At 65.1% G+C, this 16,559-nt stretch carries 13 protein-coding genes and 1 tRNA gene; 10 read left to right on the top strand and 4 right to left on the bottom strand.

What is annotated here, in order from left to right; all coding sequences use genetic code 11:
* The first annotated feature begins 254 nt into the window (after positions 1-254).
* The 9 genes from BGI51_RS05460 to BGI51_RS05420 all read left to right on the top strand — a co-directional run bounded on the left by BGI51_RS05460 (position 255) and on the right by BGI51_RS05420 (position 10,681).
* Positions 255-413 carry a YqaE/Pmp3 family membrane protein gene (locus BGI51_RS05460; RefSeq protein WP_007159763.1) on the top strand — a complete coding sequence of 53 codons (159 nt, stop codon included), beginning with the start codon at positions 255-257 and terminating at the stop codon, positions 411-413.
* Positions 414-678: 265 nt separating this feature from the next.
* Positions 679-4,215 (top strand): response regulator, encoded by a 3,537-nt coding sequence (locus BGI51_RS05455; RefSeq protein ID WP_187980522.1) that lies wholly within the window; start codon positions 679-681, stop codon positions 4,213-4,215.
* Between the two features lie 3 nt (positions 4,216-4,218).
* Positions 4,219-5,037 carry a CheR family methyltransferase gene (locus BGI51_RS05450; RefSeq protein WP_133861965.1) on the top strand — a complete coding sequence of 273 codons (819 nt, stop codon included), beginning with the start codon at positions 4,219-4,221 and terminating at the stop codon, positions 5,035-5,037.
* Position 5,038: 1 nt separating this feature from the next.
* The gene (locus BGI51_RS05445) at positions 5,039-5,626 is read left to right on the top strand and encodes a chemotaxis protein CheB (protein WP_187980521.1); all 588 of its coding nucleotides are present in this window, start codon (positions 5,039-5,041) and stop codon (positions 5,624-5,626) included.
* Positions 5,619-6,815, top strand: coding sequence for a hybrid sensor histidine kinase/response regulator (locus tag BGI51_RS05440; RefSeq protein ID WP_187980520.1), 1,197 nt, complete (start codon positions 5,619-5,621; stop codon positions 6,813-6,815). Before BGI51_RS05445 ends, BGI51_RS05440 begins: the two co-directional genes overlap by 8 nt.
* 96 nt (positions 6,816-6,911) lie before the next feature.
* On the top strand, positions 6,912-7,730 hold the full coding sequence (locus tag BGI51_RS05435) for an NAD-dependent epimerase/dehydratase family protein (protein WP_187980519.1): 819 nt from the start codon (positions 6,912-6,914) through the stop codon (positions 7,728-7,730).
* An 11-nt stretch (positions 7,731-7,741) separates the two neighbouring features.
* On the top strand, positions 7,742-8,620 hold the full coding sequence (locus BGI51_RS05430; RefSeq protein ID WP_187980518.1) for an SMP-30/gluconolactonase/LRE family protein: 879 nt from the start codon (positions 7,742-7,744) through the stop codon (positions 8,618-8,620).
* Positions 8,621-8,781: 161 nt separating this feature from the next.
* On the top strand, positions 8,782-10,041 hold the full coding sequence (locus tag BGI51_RS05425; RefSeq protein WP_187980517.1) for an acyltransferase family protein: 1,260 nt from the start codon (positions 8,782-8,784) through the stop codon (positions 10,039-10,041).
* 58 nt (positions 10,042-10,099) lie between these two features.
* A complete protein-coding gene (locus BGI51_RS05420; RefSeq protein WP_187980516.1) occupies positions 10,100-10,681 on the top strand; it encodes a DUF4337 domain-containing protein in 582 nt (193 codons plus the stop codon).
* 66 nt (positions 10,682-10,747) lie between these two features.
* Here the strand turns inward: BGI51_RS05420 and BGI51_RS05415 are convergent.
* The 4 genes from BGI51_RS05415 to rpsU all read right to left on the bottom strand — a co-directional run bounded on the left by BGI51_RS05415 (position 10,748) and on the right by rpsU (position 15,296).
* Positions 10,748-10,824, bottom strand: a tRNA-Ile gene (locus BGI51_RS05415).
* A 105-nt stretch (positions 10,825-10,929) separates the two neighbouring features.
* Positions 10,930-12,783: an RNA polymerase sigma factor RpoD gene (rpoD, locus tag BGI51_RS05410; RefSeq protein WP_187980515.1), complete on the bottom strand. Its 1,854-nt coding sequence runs from the start codon at positions 12,781-12,783 to the stop codon at positions 10,930-10,932.
* A 76-nt stretch (positions 12,784-12,859) separates the two neighbouring features.
* Entirely contained in the window at positions 12,860-14,767 is a 1,908-nt protein-coding gene (dnaG, locus tag BGI51_RS05405) for a DNA primase (protein ID WP_187980514.1), read from the bottom strand.
* A 313-nt stretch (positions 14,768-15,080) separates the two neighbouring features.
* The gene (gene rpsU, locus BGI51_RS05400; protein ID WP_007159750.1) at positions 15,081-15,296 is read right to left on the bottom strand and encodes a 30S ribosomal protein S21; all 216 of its coding nucleotides are present in this window, start codon (positions 15,294-15,296) and stop codon (positions 15,081-15,083) included.
* 205 nt (positions 15,297-15,501) lie between these two features.
* Here rpsU and tsaD point away from each other — a divergent pair, with 205 nt between their 5' ends.
* Complete coding sequence (gene tsaD, locus BGI51_RS05395; RefSeq protein ID WP_187980513.1) at positions 15,502-16,527, top strand: tRNA (adenosine(37)-N6)-threonylcarbamoyltransferase complex transferase subunit TsaD; 1,026 nt, start codon at positions 15,502-15,504, stop codon at positions 16,525-16,527.
* The last annotated feature ends 32 nt before the right edge of the window (positions 16,528-16,559 follow it).

The following is a 16,559-nucleotide window of genomic DNA, read 5'->3' as shown; positions in this document are numbered from 1 at the left end:
CATCGGATCGCGGTACAGGATGTACCCAGCGCTCCAGATGATTTCAAGGAAATATGGCCAGGATGGCCCCCCGGCACGGATGTCGGGCAGAGACTTACAGGGATAGATGGCCAAGGATTGGCGGCCTGACAAGGATGTCGGGTTAAGTCTGCGAAACCCCGCTTCGGCGGGGTTTTTTATTGCCTGCCGGAACCTGATTCAGGCCCTGCCAGTCTTAGAGGCATCTTCTTGCCTGCCCACTACTGGAGCCTGAAATGGACCTCATCCGCCTTATCTTCGCCATCATCCTGCCGCCCGTGGGCGTCTTCCTCCAGGTCGGCTTCGGCGGCGCCTTCTGGCTGAACATCCTGCTGACGCTGCTGGGTTACATTCCGGGTATCATTCATGCCGTCTGGGTGATTGCCCGTCGCTGAACCAGCGGCCTGATCGAGACCCGAATGCCGCGATCGCCTGGTTGACCCGAGGGGTCAGCGCCGACCGGAGCGAAAGGGGCCGGAGGGCAAGACGTCCGTGCTAGGCGGATGCGCCTTCCATGGTCCTGTTCGAGGCCTTTCGGCCAGCCCGTGTCGATATCCTTGATCGACCGTCGGTTGCGCCACGGTCAGTGACGACACCCCCCCGCAGGCCGAGGCTTTGCCGTCGCCGACCGTTTTGTCCCGTACAAGGCTTTCAGACCCCATGAATCGCGAGTCGCCCCTCGATCAGAAGCACTTCAGCCAGATCCTCAAGCGCAATCTTTCCCTGCCGCTGAGCATCGGTGTCTTCAGCGCGATCTTCTTCATCGCCATCATCTATTACCTGCTGAAGGTCACCCAGTGGGTCGAGCACACCGACCGTGTCATCAGCGAGGCCAACGCCAACTTCCGCCTGGTGGTCGATCTGGAAACCGGGATGCGCGGCTATCTGCTGAGCGGCAATACCGCGTTCCTGCAGCCCTATGAGCGCGCCCTGCCCAATGTCGAGCCGCAACTGGATGAGTTGAAGAATCTGGTCAGCGACAGCGCCGTGCAGATCCGCCGACTGGAGCGGATCGAAGCGGTACACCGAGAGTGGCGCCAATACGCCAGCCAGGTGATCGAGGCGCGCCGCACCGGGGGGGATTTCCAGACCCCCCTGAGCGATGGCCAGGGGAAGAATCGCATCGACAGCATCCGCCGCGACTACACCGACTTCATCGCCTACGAAGAGCAGATGCGCGCCGAGCGTACCGCGACGGCCAGCCGCATGACGGTGGTGTTCGTGGCGGCCTTCCTCGTCGTCAGCCTGCTGCTGTCGGGCATCATGGCCTTCTTTGGTCGCCGCGAACTCATGCGGCTTTCCGCGACCTACACCCGGCTGCTCGATCAACAGGCCGAGCACACCGACAATCTTGAGCGACAGAGCTGGTTCCGCTCCGGCCAGAATCAGCTGTCGGAAGCGGTCATCGGTCAGGCGACGCTGGCGCCGCTGGGGCAAAGCATCCTGCAATTCCTGGCGCGCTATCTCGGTGCCGCGGCCGGTGCCCTCTATGTACGGCTCGACGACGGCAGCCTGGAGCGCGTCGCCGACTACGCCCTCGACGACGAGGGTCGTCGCCGGCGCCAGCGCCTTTCTCCGGGCGAGGGTCTGGCCGGGCAAGCCGTGCTGGACGGTCGCCTAATGGCGCTCGACCAGTTGCCCCTCGACTACCTCAAGGTCAATTCGGCGCTGGGCGAGCGCCAGGCCAGCGCGGCGCTCATCGTGCCCATCGAGAACGATGGCCGGGTGAATGGTGTGGTCGAACTGGGCTTCCTGCGCGCCCTGCGTCCGCAGGACGAAGAATTGCTGACCCTGATCGCCGACTCCATCGGTTCCTCGGTGGAAGCCGCGCGCTATCGCCAGCGGCTGCAGCAGGTGCTGGCGGAAACCCAGCAACTCAACGAAGAGCTCCAGGTACAGCAGGAAGAGCTGCGCACCGCCAACGAAGAGCTGGAAGAACAGTCCCAGGCGCTCAAGGAATCCCAGGTTCATCTGGAGCAGCAGCAGGCCGAACTGGAGCAGACCAACGAGCAACTCTCCGAGCAGGCCCAGGAACTGCTGCAGCAGCGCGACGTGCTGGACGACCGCAACAATCGCCTCAACGAAGCCCAGCAACTGCTGGAAGACCGGGCGCGCGAGCTGGAACGCGCCAGCCAGTACAAGTCCGAATTCCTGGCGAACATGTCCCACGAATTGCGTACGCCGCTGAACAGCTCGCTGATCCTGTCCAAGCTGCTGGCGGACAACCCGGTGGGCAACCTGAGTGCCGAGCAGGTGCGCTACGCCGAATCCATCTATTCGGCGGGCAACGACCTGCTCACCCTGATCAACGACATCCTCGACATCTCCAAGGTCGAGGCCGGCATGCTGGAGATCCGCCCGGAGCAGATGTCCGTGCGCCGCCTGGTGGAAGCCCTGAAGACCGCCTTCGAGCCGGTGGCCCAGAACAAGGGCGTCGCCTTCGTGGTGGAGCTGGACGAGCAGATGCCGTCGACCTTCTTCAGCGATCGCCAGCGGGTCGAGCAGATCCTCAAGAACCTGCTGTCCAACGCCTTCAAGTTCACCGAGCACGGCCAGGTGACCCTGCGCCTGTCGCTGGAAGACGGCCAGCCCAGCTTCGCCGTGAGCGATACCGGCATCGGCATCGCCGCCGAGCAGCAGGAGCTGATCTTCGAGGCCTTCCGCCAGGCGGACGGCGCCATTACCCGTCGCTACGGCGGCACCGGCCTGGGGCTGTCGATCTCCCGCGACTTGGCGCTGCTGCTGGGTGGCGCCCTGGGCGTCATCAGCCAGCCGGGCGAGGGTAGTACCTTCACCCTGCGCCTGCCGCTGGAGTATCAGGAAGCCGCCGCGCCCGGTCTGCCGGTGACGCCGGTCATGGCCCCGGCGCAGGCCACCATGCCGGTTGCAGCACCTGCGCCTCTCGCCACCCTGGCCGCTACCCCGCGTCCGCCCGCAGCGCCGCCGGTCACCGAGGCAGCGGCGCCTGTGGCAGCTGCCTTCGCTGACGATCGGGACAGCTGGCCCTATCCGGATCGTCGAGTGCTGGTGATCGAGGACGAGGTGCCCTTCGCGCAGATCCTCTTCGATCTGGCCCACGAGCTGAAGTACAGCTGCCTGATCGCCCATCGCGCCGAGGAAGGCTTCGCCGCGGCGCTGGAGTACCGCCCCGACGCCATCCTGCTGGACATGGGACTGCCGGATCATTCCGGCCTCACGGTGCTGGAGCGCCTCAAGGAAAATCCCCTGACCCGGCACATCCCGGTGCACGTGGTCTCAGCCTCGGATCGCATCGAGACGGCCATGCACATGGGCGCGGTCGGCTACGCCATCAAGCCCACCACCCGCGACGAATTGCGTGAGGCCTTCACCCGGCTGGAAGCCAAGTTCGCCGCCGGCATCAAGCGGGTGCTGCTGGTGGAAGACGATGCCCTGCAGCGCGACAGCATCGCCAAGCTGATCGGCGACGTGGATGTGGAGATCACCGCCGTGGAGATGGGTAGCCAGGCCCTGGAACTGCTGCGCGACGAGGTCTACGACTGCATGGTCATCGACCTCAAGCTGCCCGACATGGAAGGGGGTGAGCTGCTGCAGCGCATGGCCAGCGAAGACATCTGCTCCTTCCCACCGGTGATCGTCTACACCGGTCGCAGCCTGACCCGCGACGAAGAAGCGGCGCTGCTCAAGTATTCGCGTTCCATCATCATCAAGGGTGCGCGCTCGCCGGAGCGACTGCTCGACGAGGTGACCCTGTTCCTGCACAAGATCGAGGCCGACATGCCGCTCGATCGCCAGCGCATGCTGGAAAGCGCCCGCAGCCGCGAAAAGGCCTTCGATGGCCGCACCCTGCTGCTGGTGGATGACGACGTTCGCAACATCTTCGCCCTCACCAGTGCCCTGGAGCAGAAGGGCGCCAAGGTGGAGATCGCCCGCAACGGCCTGGAAGCGCTGGAGAAGCTCGACAACAGCGACACCATCGACCTGGTGCTGATGGACATCATGATGCCGATGATGGACGGCTACGAAGCCATGCGCGAGATCCGCAAGCGGCCGCACATGAAGAAGCTGCCGATCATCGCCATCACCGCCAAGGCCATGAAGGATGACCAGGAGCGCTGCCTCGCCGCCGGTGCCAGCGACTACCTGGCCAAGCCCATCGACCTGGACCGGCTGTTCTCGCTGATCCGTGTCTGGATGCCGTCGCTGGAGCGGCTGTAGGTCATGAGCGAACGGCTGCAGGACATCGAGCTGAGGTTGCTGCTGGAAGGCATCTTCCTGAGATACAGCCACGACTTCCGCAATTACTCCAAGGCCTCGCTCAAGCGGCGGGTGCTGCAGGCGCTGACGCGCTTCGACTGCCCGAGCATCTCTATGCTGCAGGAGCGGGTCCTGCGTGATCCGGCGCTGTTCGCCGAGCTGCTGCAATTCATCACCATCCCGGTGAGCGAGATGTTTCGCGATCCAGGCTACTTCCTCGCCCTGCGCCAGCAGGTGGTGCCGGTCTTGCGTACCTATCCCTCGCTCAAGGTATGGATCGCCGGCTGCAGCACCGGCGAGGAAGTCTTCTCCATGGCCATCCTGTTCCAAGAGGAAGGGCTGCTCGACCGTACGCTCTTCTATGCCACCGACATCAATCCGCGCTCCATGGAAAAGGCCCGCCAGGGCATCTTTCCGCTGGAGCGGATGCGCGCCTACACCGCCAGCTACCAGAAGGCCGGCGGCACCCGGGCCTTTTCCGACTATTACACCGCGGCCTACGACGGCGCCCTGTTCGACAAGTCGCTGATCGCCAACGTGACCTTCGCCGACCACAGCCTGGCCACCGACAGCGTCTTTTCCGAGACGCAGCTGGTCTCCTGCCGCAACGTGCTCATCTACTTCAACAAGAATCTGCAGAATCGGGCGCTCGGCCTGTTTCACGAGTCCCTGAGCCACCGCGGCTTTCTCGGCCTGGGCAGCAAGGAGTCGCTGGACTTCTCCGCCTACGCCAGCCACTTCGAGCCGGTGGTGAAGCAGGAACGGCTGTTCCGCAGGCTCTAGCATGTTCCCGCCCCTGAAGCCGTTGCGCCTCATCGTCATCGGAGCCTCTGCCGGCGGGCTGCAGGTGCTGCTGCGCCTGCTTTCGACCCTGCCGGCCAGTTTTCGCCTGCCGCTGGCGGTGGTGCTGCACCTGCCGGACGATCGCAATTCGCGCCTGGCCGAGCTGTTTCAGCAGCGACTGGCCTTGCGGGTACGCGAAGCCGAGGACAAGGACGCTATACTGCCGGGCAGCCTGTATTTCGCGCCGCCGGGTTATCACCTGCTGGTGGAGGACGACTTCACCCTGTCGCTGTCACGCGACGAGCCGGTGCAGTTTTCCCGGCCGTCCATCGATGTCTTGTTCGAAAGCGCGGCCGATGCCCTGGGCGAGCAGGTCTGCGGCATCCTGCTCACCGGCGCCAACCAAGACGGCGCCAGCGGCCTGCACGCCCTGGCTCAGAATGGAGCGGTCACCGTCGTCCAGTCGCCGCAGTCGGCCGAGGTACCGACCATGCCCGAGGCGGCGCTGAAGAGATTCCACCCGGATTTCGTGCTGGATGTGCCGGGCATCCATCTATTGCTCATCGAGCTGGAACGCGACCATGGCTGAAGTACCCGTCGAACAGGCGAAGCTCCTGCTCGTAGACGACCTGCCGGAGAATCTCCTGGCACTGGAAGCCCTGCTGCGCAGCGAGGCGCTGGAGATCTTCCAGGCCAGCTCCGCCGAGGCCGCGCTGGAGCTCCTGCTGATGCACGAATTCGCCCTGGCGATCCTCGATGTGCAGATGCCGGGCATGAACGGCTTCGAACTGGCGGAGATGATGCGCGGCCTGGAAAAGACCCGGCACATCCCCATCGTCTTCGTCAGCGCCGCCGGCCGCGACCTCAACTACGCCTTCAAGGGCTACGAGAGCGGTGCGGTGGACTTCCTGCACAAGCCCCTCGATGTCCATGCGGTCAAGAGCAAGACCCGGGTCTTCGTCGATCTCTACTGGCACCGCAAGCGCCTGGCCGAGCAACTGGTGGCCCTGGAGCAGAGTCGCCAGGAGCAGGAGATCCTGCTCGGCGAATTGCGCCAGACCCAGGTCGAGCTGCAGCAGGCGGTCCGCACCCGCGACGACTTCATGTCCATGGTCTCCCACGAACTCAAGACGCCGCTCAACACCCTGATGCTCGAAGCCCAGCTGCGCCGCATGTACCTGGACAAGGGCAAGCTGGAGGCCTTCACCCCCGACAAGCTGGCCGGCATGGCCGAGCGTGACGAGCGGCAGATCCAGCGCCTGGTGCACCTGATCGACGACATGCTCGACATCTCGCGGATCCGCACCGGCAAGCTGTCCATCCGCCCCTCGCAGTGCGACCTCGCCGCCCTGGTCAACACCGTGGTCGACAGCTTCGCCTCGCAATTCGCCGCCGCCGGTTGCCCGGTGGAGCTGCACGCGGAAGGCCCGGCGCCCGGCTACTGGGATGAATTCCGCATCGAGCAGGTGATCACCAACCTGCTGACCAACGCCATGAGATACGGCGCCGGGCGTCCGGTGGAGATTTCCCTGCGCAGCGATGGCGCCGACGTGGAGTTGAGCGTCAAGGACCATGGCATCGGCATCCCGGTGGAGCACCAGGCGCTGATCTTCCGCCAGTTCGAGCGCGCAAGCGGCACCGAGAATATCGCCGGCTTGGGCCTGGGCCTCTATATCGCCGACCAGATCGTCAAGGCGCACCATGGCAGCCTGCACGTGGAAAGCATCGCCGGGCAGGGCGCGACCTTCCGCCTGCGGCTGCCCTGCCTGCCGACCTAGGCAGCATTGACAGGACCCCAGGCGCCCGCGAGAATCGCGAAAAGAGGTGGGATGTCGTACCTCTTGCCAGATAACTCCATAAGAAGGCGCCTGCTCATGTCCGAAGTCTCCTCGTCACCTTTTCATCGTCTGCTGCTGACCGGCGCTGCCGGCGGCCTGGGCAAGGAGCTGCGCCAGCGGCTCAAGCCCCATGCCGAGATCCTGCGGCTGTCCGACATCGCGCCGATGGATGCGGCCCAGGGACCAGCGGAAGAGGTGGTGACCTGCGACCTGGCGGACAAGGCTGGCGTCCATGCCCTGGTGGAAGGCGTCGATGCCATCCTGCATTTCGGCGGCATCTCCACCGAGCACGCCTTCGAGCCCATCCTCGAAGCCAATATCCGCGGCACCTTCAATCTCTATGAGGCCGCGCGGCGCCATGGGGTGAGGCGCATCGTCTTCGCCAGCTCCAACCATGTCATCGGCTTCTATCGCCAGGACCAGCGCATCGACGCCAACGTGCCCCAGCGTCCGGACAGCTACTACGGCCTGTCCAAGGCCTTCGGCGAAGACCTGGCGACCTTCTATTTCGATCGCTATGGCATCGAGACGGTGAGCATCCGCATCGGCTCCTCCTTCCCCGAGGCGCAGAATCGCCGCATGCTCGCCACCTGGCTGAGCTACGAAGACCTGACCGATCTCATCCTGCGCAGCCTGACCACCCCCGACGTCGGCCACACCATAGTCTATGGCGCCTCCGACAACCGCGACAGCTGGTGGGACAACCGCCTGGCCGCGCACCTGGGCTTCCAGCCCAAGGACAACTCCGAGCAATTCCGCGCCAAGGTCGAGGCCCAGCCCATGCCGGCGGCCGACGATCCGTCGATGGTCTACCAGGGTGGTGCCTTCGTCGCCACCGGTCCCTTCGACGACTGAGGAGGGCCGCCATGACTGCCGAATTGCTCGTCGATGCCCGCAACGCCACAGGGGAGTGCCCGGTCTGGCACGTTGCCGAACAGGCGCTCTACTGGGTCGATATCCCGGCCAAACGGCTGCAGCGCTGGACCCCGACAGATGTGCTGGACAGCTGGAGCGCGCCGGAAATGCTCGCCTGCATCGCCGCCCGTGCAGGCGGCGGCTGGCTCGCCGGCCTGGAAAGCGGCCTCTTCGCCCTGCAGGCCAAGGCGTCCGGCCAACTCAGCGGCGAGCGCCTGATCACTCTCGACCATGCCCAGCCGGCGATGCGATGCAACGACGGTCGCTGCGATCGCCAGGGCCGCTTCCTGGTGGGCACCATGGTGCAGGACATGGCGCAGGGCGCCCCGGCTGGGCGCCTCTACAGCCATACGGCCGGCGACGGCGCCCGGCTGCTATTGGACGACCTCATCGTGCCCAACGGCCTGGCCCTGAGCCCCGATGGTCGCACCCTCTACCTGTCCGACTCCCATCCCAGCCGCCAGCTGATCTGGGCGTTCGACTACGATCCCGACTCGGGCACACCCAGCAACCAGCGGCTGTTCGTCGACATGAACGCCCATCCCGGCCGGCCCGATGGCGCCGCGGTGGATGTCGACGGCTGCTACTGGATCTGCGGCAACGATGCCGGCCTGATCCATCGCTTCACGCCCGACGGCCGCCTCGATCGCTCCCTGGCCGTGCCCGTCAAGAAGCCGGCCATGTGCGCCTTTGGCGGACGCAACCTGGACACCCTGTTCGTGACCTCCATCCGTCCGGGTGGCGATCTGAGCGATCAGCCGCTGGCGGGTGGTCTGTTCGCCCTGGACCCCGGCGTGCAGGGGTTGCCGGAGCCTGCCTTCGCCGGCTGAAGCGGTCCCGGTTTAAGACACGGCAGGACTTTCGAACTGCGGCGTCCTGAGCGGTGCATGGCAACCTTGGGAAATCGGTTGTCATGCTTTTGTCATGAACATCGGCAGGGCTTACGCCCAGGCGGCTTATAATCAGGTCTTATTCGCCGTAAACCGCCGCCATGACCTCTTCAACCGCAAGCCGCCCCACTGCCCGTTACTACGGCCTGGAATGGCTGAGATTCCTCATGGCGCTGTACATGGTCGTCTACCACCTGGGCGGGCTCTACAGCGATCTGCCGGATGCCTTCCGCCGCCTGGCCGGCATGGGCTTCTTCGCCACCAGCACCTTCTTCCTGCTCTCCGGTTTCCTGCTGGCCCACGTCAGCCTGGATCGCCAGGGCGCGCTCAAGGGCAGCTCCCGTGGCTTCGTCCTGCGGCGGCTGTGCAACCTCTATCCCATCCACCTGCTGACCCTGCTGGTCGCGCTGGGGCTGTCCTACTGGCTGTCCCAGGATTCCTGGCTGGAACACGGGGTGCCGGTCTACTACAACCAGCACCCCTATCTGCAGCTGGAGGAGGGCAGCACGCTGGACGAGATGCTGCCGCTGTCCTGGCTGGCCGCCACTACCCACGTGCTCCTGCAACTGCTCCTGCTGCAATCCTGGGAACCGCGCTTTCTCTGGCTCAACGGCGCCGCCTGGTCGATCTCGGCGCTGCTGTTCTTCTACCTGCTGTTCCCGTTGCTCGGCCCGCGACTGATGCGCCTGCGTCGCTGGGCGCTGGCTGCCGCCGTGCTCTGGGGGCTTTATCTGCTCGGCCCGCTGGTGGCCACCTGGGCCCAGGCCTTCGATACCGTCACCGTGGGCGTCATCCACCGCAATCCGCTGATCCGCCTGCCGGAATTCCTGCTCGGCATCCTGCTCTATCGCGCCGTGCAAGAGCCCTGGGTGGCCGAGACGACCCAGCGCCTGCGCGTGCCGCTGCTGCTGTTCGGTCTGACCGGCCTGTGGCTGGGCGCCCTGCTGCTGGAAGGCGATGGCCGCCGCTGGTTCTACCTGGTCCACAATGGCCTGCTGACGCCCTTCCAGGCCGCGGTGCTGCTGGCCTGCGCCACCTTCGGCGAACCCGGTCGCGCCGGCGTGCGCCGCCTGGCCCAGCGCCTCGGCGAGGCCTCGCTGTGCATCTTCGCCGTCCACACCCCACTGATCGGCGTGCTCGAACCCTGGACCCGCACCCTGCTGGGCTGGATGCACCTGGCCGGCGACAGCCTCGAAGACCTGGCCGAAGACGTTGGCGAGGTGCTGGCGCTGCCTATCCCTATTCCCGGCTGGATGCTGCCGCTGCACCTGGTGCTCATCGTCCTGCTCGGCCTGGCCATGCAGCGCTGGGTGGCCGGTCCGCTGCGCCGCTGGCTGCAGGCACGATTGCCCCAGTCTTAAGAAGGCCTTAAGTCGACTGGGCTAGCCTCGCCGCAGGAATCCGCAGCGGAGCTGAGTCTTGTCCAGCGAATACGAAGTCCACGGCCCCCACGACCACGAGGTGGAACACGTTACCCACGGCGCCCATCGCCGCGACAGCCTCACCGGCCGCATCGCCGTCACCACCGCCATCCTGGCGACGCTAGGCGCCCTCTGCGCCTATCAGGGCGGCAACGCCGAGAGCCTGGCGCTCTACTACAAGAACGAAGAAGCCATCGCCAAGACCGAAGCCGCCAACCAGTGGGGCTACTACCAGGCCAAGGGCGAAAAGCAGAATCTTGCCGACCTGGGCGCTGCCCTCGCGACCAACCCCGACACCGCCCAGCGCTTCACCCAGGACAGCCAGCGCTATGCCCAGCAAAAAGCCGAGATCCGCACCAAGGCCGAAGCCTTGGAGGAAAAGGTCATGGCCAACGAAGCCCTGAGCGAAACCCAACTTCACCGCCACCACCGCTGGGCCCAGGCCACCATGCTGATGCAGGTCGCCATCTCCCTGGCCGCCATCACCCTGCTGACGCGGAGGCGCTGGCTGCAGGCCGCGGTCTATGGGGTGGCAGGGGGAGGAGTGGTGGTTGGGATACTGGCGCTTTTGCACGTCTGAGTGCCAAAAGCGTGAAGAGCGATTTGCAGACACAAAAAAGCCGCGCAACGCGCGGCTCCTGAAAGATGGTGGGCCCACACGGACTTGAACCGTGGACCAAAGGATTATGAGTCCTCTGCTCTAACCAACTGAGCTATAGGCCCTATAGCGCGGTGGAGTATACCGGGGGTGGCGGGGATCGCCAAACCCTTGTCGGGCATAAAAAAACCGGAGCCTGGGCTCCGGTTTTCTGGTGCAGCGGCTACGTCTTACTCGTCGAGGAAGGAGCGCAGGTGCTCGCTGCGGGACGGGTGGCGCAGCTTGCGCAGGGCCTTGGCTTCGATCTGGCGGATACGCTCGCGGGTGACGTCGAACTGCTTGCCCACTTCCTCGAGGGTGTGGTCGGTGTTCATGTCGATGCCGAAACGCATGCGCAGGACCTTGGCTTCACGGGCGGTGAGGCCGGAGAGCACGTCGCGGGTGGCTTCCTTGAGGCTTTCGCTGGTAGCCACTTCGATCGGGGACTGCATGGAGCTGTCCTCGATGAAATCGCCCAGGTGCGAATCCTCGTCGTCGCCGATAGGCGTCTCCATGGAGATCGGCTCCTTGGCGATCTTGAGCACCTTGCGGATCTTGTCCTCGGGCATCTCCATGCGCTCGCCCAGCTCTTCCGGGGTCGGCTCGCGCCCCATCTCCTGCAGCATCTGGCGGGAGATCCGGTTCAGCTTGTTGATCGTCTCGATCATGTGCACCGGAATCCGGATGGTGCGCGCCTGGTCGGCGATGGAGCGGGTGATGGCCTGGCGAATCCACCAGGTGGCATAGGTGGAGAACTTGTAGCCACGGCGGTATTCGAACTTGTCCACCGCCTTCATCAGGCCGATGTTGCCTTCCTGGATCAGATCGAGGAATTGCAGACCACGGTTGGTGTACTTCTTGGCGATGGAGATCACCAGGCGCAGGTTCGCCTCGACCATTTCCTTCTTGGCGCGGCGGGCCTTAGCCTCGCCGATGGACATGGCGCGGTTGATGTCCTTGATCTGCGAGACTTTCAGCTCGTAGTCACGCTCCAGCTCGGCCAGCTGGGCCTGCTTGGCCTTGATGTCGGCCTGGAAACGCTCGAGACCTTCGGCGTACTTGGGCTTGCCCTTGAGCAGGCCGGCGGTCCATTCGGTGTTGGTCTCGTTGCCGGGGAAGTGGCGCAGGAAATCGGCGCGCGGCATGCGCGCATCGCGCACGGCGAGCTGCATGATGGCGCGCTCGAGGCCACGCACCCGCTCCAGGGATTCGCGCACGCGGATCACCAGGGCTTCGTACTGCTTGGGCACCAGCTTGATCGGCGAGAACAGCAGAGCCAGGGCGACGAATTCTTCCACAGCGTGGTCGTTGTCGCGGCCGTGCTTCTTCAGCACCTTCTTGGTCTTTTCCAGCTGCTCGGCGACTGCGCCGAAGCGCAGGCGAGCCTCTTCCGGATCCGGACCGCCGTCGCCTTCTTCCTCGTCGGCGTCGTCGCTCTCTTCCTCGTCGTCCTTCTCGTCGTCCACGGCCTTGGCATCGGTGGCCTTGTTCGGGACGGGCAGGACCTCGCTCTCGTTCGGCAGGCTGCCGTCGTCGGGATCGATGTAGCCGGCGAGGACGTCGGACAGGCGACCGCCTTCGGTGGTGACGCGGGTGTATTCGCTGAGGATGTAGTCGACGGTGCCCGGGAACTGGGCGATGGCGCCCATGACTTCGCGGATGCCTTCCTCGATGCGCTTGGCGATCTCGATCTCGCCTTCGCGGGTCAGCAGTTCCACGGTACCCATTTCACGCATGTACATGCGCACCGGGTCGGTGGTGCGGCCGACATCGCTTTCCACTGCGGCCAGGGCGGCGGCGGCTTCTTCGGCGGCGGCTTCGTCGGTATCGGTTTCCGCCAGCAGCAGGGCATCAGCGTCCGGCGCGGTCTCGAATACGTTGATCCCCATGTCATTGATCATGCGGATGATGTCTTCCACCTGTTCCGGATCTGAAATATCCTCCGGTAGGTGGTCATTGACCTCCGCGTAAGTCAGGTAACCCTGCTCACGACCGCGGGCGATCAATTCTTTCAGACGGGATTGCTGTTGCGCTTTTCCGGACATAGGTACCCTTCCACTGAAGGCTTAGGCGGGCAAAAATAGCTGAACATTATAGCCGGTTAGACGGTGGTCGTGCCAGTTAGGTCACGGACCCCGCCGGACGGCTGAGGAGTTCGCGTAGGCGGTCCTTGTCTTCGGAGCTCAGTTCGCTCTGTCGCGCCTTGCGTAGGAGTTGCTCCAGCGAGCGATCACGCTGGCTGGCGGCTAACCTCGTTATGGTGTCGAAAAACTGTTGTTCAAGGTTGTCGCCGGCAATCAGCCACTCTTTTTCCGCCAGAGCGCGCAGCAGTCGGCCCTGTTCGGTGCCGTGCCAGCGGGCGATGAGCGCCAGGGTGCTCTGCCCCGGCTTCTTCTGCAGCGCCTCGACCAGGGCGACCAGCAGCTGGGCGTACTGATCGCTTTCCTCGGCCAGGTCGCGGGCGTCCTGCACCGCCTGGGCCAGCGTCGGGTGATGCAGCAGGCTGCGTAGCGCGGCCAGCACCGGGGTTTCCACCTTAACCGGTGGCTGGCGCGGGATGCGCTCGCCGCCGCCCTTGCCGTTGAAATCCTTTTTCCAGCCCTTGCCGTCGCGCCCGCCCTTGCCCTCGCGGCGTGGCGTCCACTGCTGCTGCGCCGGCGCTTCCTCGGCATGGGCGTAGGCGTAGTCGCCATAGTCCATGGGAGGCGCATCCTGCGCCGGTGCGGACGGTGCCAGCTGGCTCAGGGCGTCGTTGCCGAGACCGGTGAGTTCGCTCAGGCGCTGCCGCATCAGCAGGCGCAGGTTGTTGCCGGGAATCTTCTCGATCAGCGGCGCCGCCAGGGTGGCCAGGTGCGCCTTGCCCTCCAGGGTGGCCGGGTCCGCTTCGATCATCAGTTGCTGGAAGAAATACTCGGCCAGGGGCTGGGCCTGCTGGACGAAGCGCGCCTGGAAGGCATCCGCCCCCTCGGCGCGCACCAGGGTGTCGGGGTCCTCGCCTTCGGGCAGGAACAGGAAGCGCACCCGGAAGCCATCCTTGAGCACCGGCAGGGCCGATTCCAGGGCGCGCCAGGCGGCGCTGCGGCCGGCCTGGTCGCCGTCGAAGCAGAACAGGATGCTCGGCACGATGCGGAACAGCCGCTTGATGTGCTCTTCGCTGGTGGCGGTGCCCAGGGTGGCCACGGCATTGCGGATGCCCTGCTGGGCCAGGGCGATGACGTCCATGTAGCCTTCCACGACGAGGATCTCGTCCAGGTCGCGGTTGTGCTTGCGTGCCTCGAACAGGCCGTAGAGTTCCTGGCCCTTGTGGAACACCGGGGTTTCCGGCGAGTTGAGGTACTTGGGCTTGTCGTCGCCCAGTACCCGGCCACCAAAGGCGATCACCCGGCCCCGGCTGTCGCGGATCGGGAAGATCACCCGGTCGCGAAAACGATCGTAGCGCTTGCCGCTCTCGGCGTTCTCCACCAGCAGGCCGGCGTCGAGCATGGCCTTCTGCTGCAGGTCGTCGCCACCCAGGTGCTTGCCCAGGTTGTCCCAGCCCGGCGGGGCGAAGCCCAGGCCGAAGTCCCGGGCGATCTCGCCGGTGAGGCCGCGCTTCTTCAGGTAGTCCACCGCCGCCTGGCGCTTGGGATGGTTGCGCAGCGCCAGGCGATAGAATTCGGCGGCCGCGGCCAGCAGCGGATAGAGCGGCGAGTCGGTGGGCTGCCGCGGCTTGCGCCGCCCGCCGCTCTCTTCGCGTGGCACGTCCACGCCGGCCTTCTTGGCCAGTTCCTCGACCGCCTCGGGAAATTCGAGGTTGTCGTGGTCCATGATGAAGCCCAGGGCGTTGCCGCCGGCGCCGCAGCCGAAGCAGTAGTAGAACTGCTTGTCGGGGCTGACGCTGAAGGAGGGTGTCTTCTCGTTATGGAAGGGGCAGCAGGCCATCCAGTTCTTGCCGGCCTTCTTGAGCTTCACCCGTGCGCCCACCACCTCGACGATGTCGGTGCGGTTGAGCAGGTCGTCGATGAAGCCTTGCGGGATGAGTCCGGCCATGGTCAGCGTCTGGATAGAGGAGCGAAGAGCGGAGGATGAAGCGAGGAGGGCAGTCTAGTGCGGTGCCTCAGAAGTTATCTACACAATTTTGGCGGCGCTTTTTCGTCCTGGAAGGCGTTGCTACTCCGCGCCATAGCCCTGCTATGACTCGTCGCAGCGCCTTGCCCAGGCCAAAAAATCACTCGCCAAATCTTGCGCGAACTTCTGAGGCACCGCACTGCGCCAGAGGACGCCAGGGCGAAGCGGGAAGGCCAGAAACAGACAACCCGACCAGAGGTCGGGTTGTTTGATGACGCCAGAGAAGCGCTGTAACTCAGTACAGACGCTCGCGACGGCGCTGCTCGCGCTGTACTTTCTTGGCGTGGCGCTTGACCGCGGCGGCAGCTTTACGCTTGCGCTCGGCGGTGGGCTTTTCGTAGAACTCGCGGCTACGAACTTCGGCCAGTACACCGGCCTTCTCGCAGGAACGCTTGAAACGACGCAGCGCTACGTCGAAGGGTTCGTTTTCTTTGACTTTGACGTTGGGCATCCAGGTCGTACCTTCAAATTTACCGAGGTTTAATCCAACGCTAGCGGCAAAAGGGCACGGGAAGCGTCGGTTTTTAAGGGTTGCGGATAGTAACGCTTCAACTGCCCCGCTGCCAACCCCCGGCGGACGAAAAGCGCTGGCCGGTGCTGGAAGCGGCGCTTATCATGCGCAGCCTGACATTCTATACCCTCGAAGGCTTATCTCCATGCGTGTTCTGGGACTGGAAACGTCCTGCGATGAAACCGGCGTCGCCCTCTACGACAGCGAGCGCGGCCTGCTGGCCGATGCGCTGTTCAGCCAGATCGATCTGCATCGCGTCTACGGTGGCGTGGTACCGGAGCTGGCCTCGCGCGATCACGTCAAGCGCATGCTGCCGCTGATCCGCGAAGTGCTGGAAGAGGCGGGCAGCCGTCCCGCGGACGTGGACGCCATCGCCTATACCGCCGGCCCCGGCCTGGTCGGCGCCCTGCTGGTGGGTGCGGCCTGCGCCCAGGCGCTGGCGCTGGCCTGGGGCGTGCCTGCCCTGGGCGTCCACCATATGGAAGGTCATCTGCTGGCGCCCATGCTCGAAGAGCAGCCGCCGCAATTCCCCTTCGTCGCCCTGCTGGTGTCCGGTGGCCATACCCAGCTGGTGCGGGTCGATGGCATCGGCCGCTACAGCGTGCTGGGCGAATCCCTGGACGATGCCGCCGGCGAGGCCTTCGACAAGACCGCCAAGCTGCTGGGCCTGAGCTATCCCGGTGGACCGGAGATCGCCCGTCTGGCCGAGCGTGGCGTCGTGGGGCGGTTCGTCTTTCCGCGGCCCATGACCGATCGGCCTGGTCTGGACTTCAGCTTCAGCGGCCTCAAGACCTTTACCCTCACCACCTGGCAGCGCTGCCGGGCGGCCGGTGACGACAGCGAGCAGACCCGGTGCGACATCGCCCTGGCCTTCCAGACGGCGGTGGTCGAAACCCTGGCGATCAAGTGCAAGCGCGCGCTGAAGCAGACCGGGCTCAAGTCGCTGGTGATCGCCGGTGGCGTCAGTGCCAACCGGGCGCTGCGGCAGAACCTGGAGCAGATGCTCGGCGAGCTGGGCGGCCAGGTCTTCTATGCGCGGCCGCGCTTCTGCACCGACAACGGCGCCATGATCGCCTACGCCGGTTGCCAGCGCCTGCTGGCCGGCCAGCAGGAGGGTCCGGCCATCGTCGTCAAGGCACGCTGGCCCATGGAGCAGCTGGCGGCGCTCTGAGACGGGCGGAGGGCGTCGCCGGGTAATCCCCG

This window comes from Pseudomonas oryzihabitans, from assembly GCF_014522265.1.
GTDB lineage: Bacteria > Pseudomonadota > Gammaproteobacteria > Pseudomonadales > Pseudomonadaceae > Chryseomonas > Chryseomonas aestiva.
This window is presented reverse-complemented; position numbering and strand designations above follow the sequence as displayed.

Bases quoted from the DNA above. Each gene is read 5' to 3' on its own strand.
- BGI51_RS05460 (WP_007159763.1), top strand. From the start codon at position 255: ATGGACCTCATCCGCCTTATCTTCGCCATCATCCTGCCGCCCGTGGGC.
- BGI51_RS05455 (WP_187980522.1), top strand. From the start codon at position 679: ATGAATCGCGAGTCGCCCCTCGATCAGAAGCACTTCAGCCAGATCCTC.
- BGI51_RS05450 (WP_133861965.1), top strand. From the start codon at position 4,219: ATGAGCGAACGGCTGCAGGACATCGAGCTGAGGTTGCTGCTGGAAGGC.
- BGI51_RS05445 (WP_187980521.1), top strand. From the start codon at position 5,039: ATGTTCCCGCCCCTGAAGCCGTTGCGCCTCATCGTCATCGGAGCCTCT.
- BGI51_RS05440 (WP_187980520.1), top strand. From the start codon at position 5,619: ATGGCTGAAGTACCCGTCGAACAGGCGAAGCTCCTGCTCGTAGACGAC.
- BGI51_RS05435 (WP_187980519.1), top strand. From the start codon at position 6,912: ATGTCCGAAGTCTCCTCGTCACCTTTTCATCGTCTGCTGCTGACCGGC.
- BGI51_RS05430 (WP_187980518.1), top strand. From the start codon at position 7,742: ATGACTGCCGAATTGCTCGTCGATGCCCGCAACGCCACAGGGGAGTGC.
- BGI51_RS05425 (WP_187980517.1), top strand. From the start codon at position 8,782: ATGACCTCTTCAACCGCAAGCCGCCCCACTGCCCGTTACTACGGCCTG.
- rpoD (WP_187980515.1), bottom strand. From the start codon at position 12,783: ATGTCCGGAAAAGCGCAACAGCAATCCCGTCTGAAAGAATTGATCGCC.
- dnaG (WP_187980514.1), bottom strand. From the start codon at position 14,767: ATGGCCGGACTCATCCCGCAAGGCTTCATCGACGACCTGCTCAACCGC.
- rpsU (WP_007159750.1), bottom strand. From the start codon at position 15,296: ATGCCCAACGTCAAAGTCAAAGAAAACGAACCCTTCGACGTAGCGCTG.
- tsaD (WP_187980513.1), top strand. From the start codon at position 15,502: ATGCGTGTTCTGGGACTGGAAACGTCCTGCGATGAAACCGGCGTCGCC.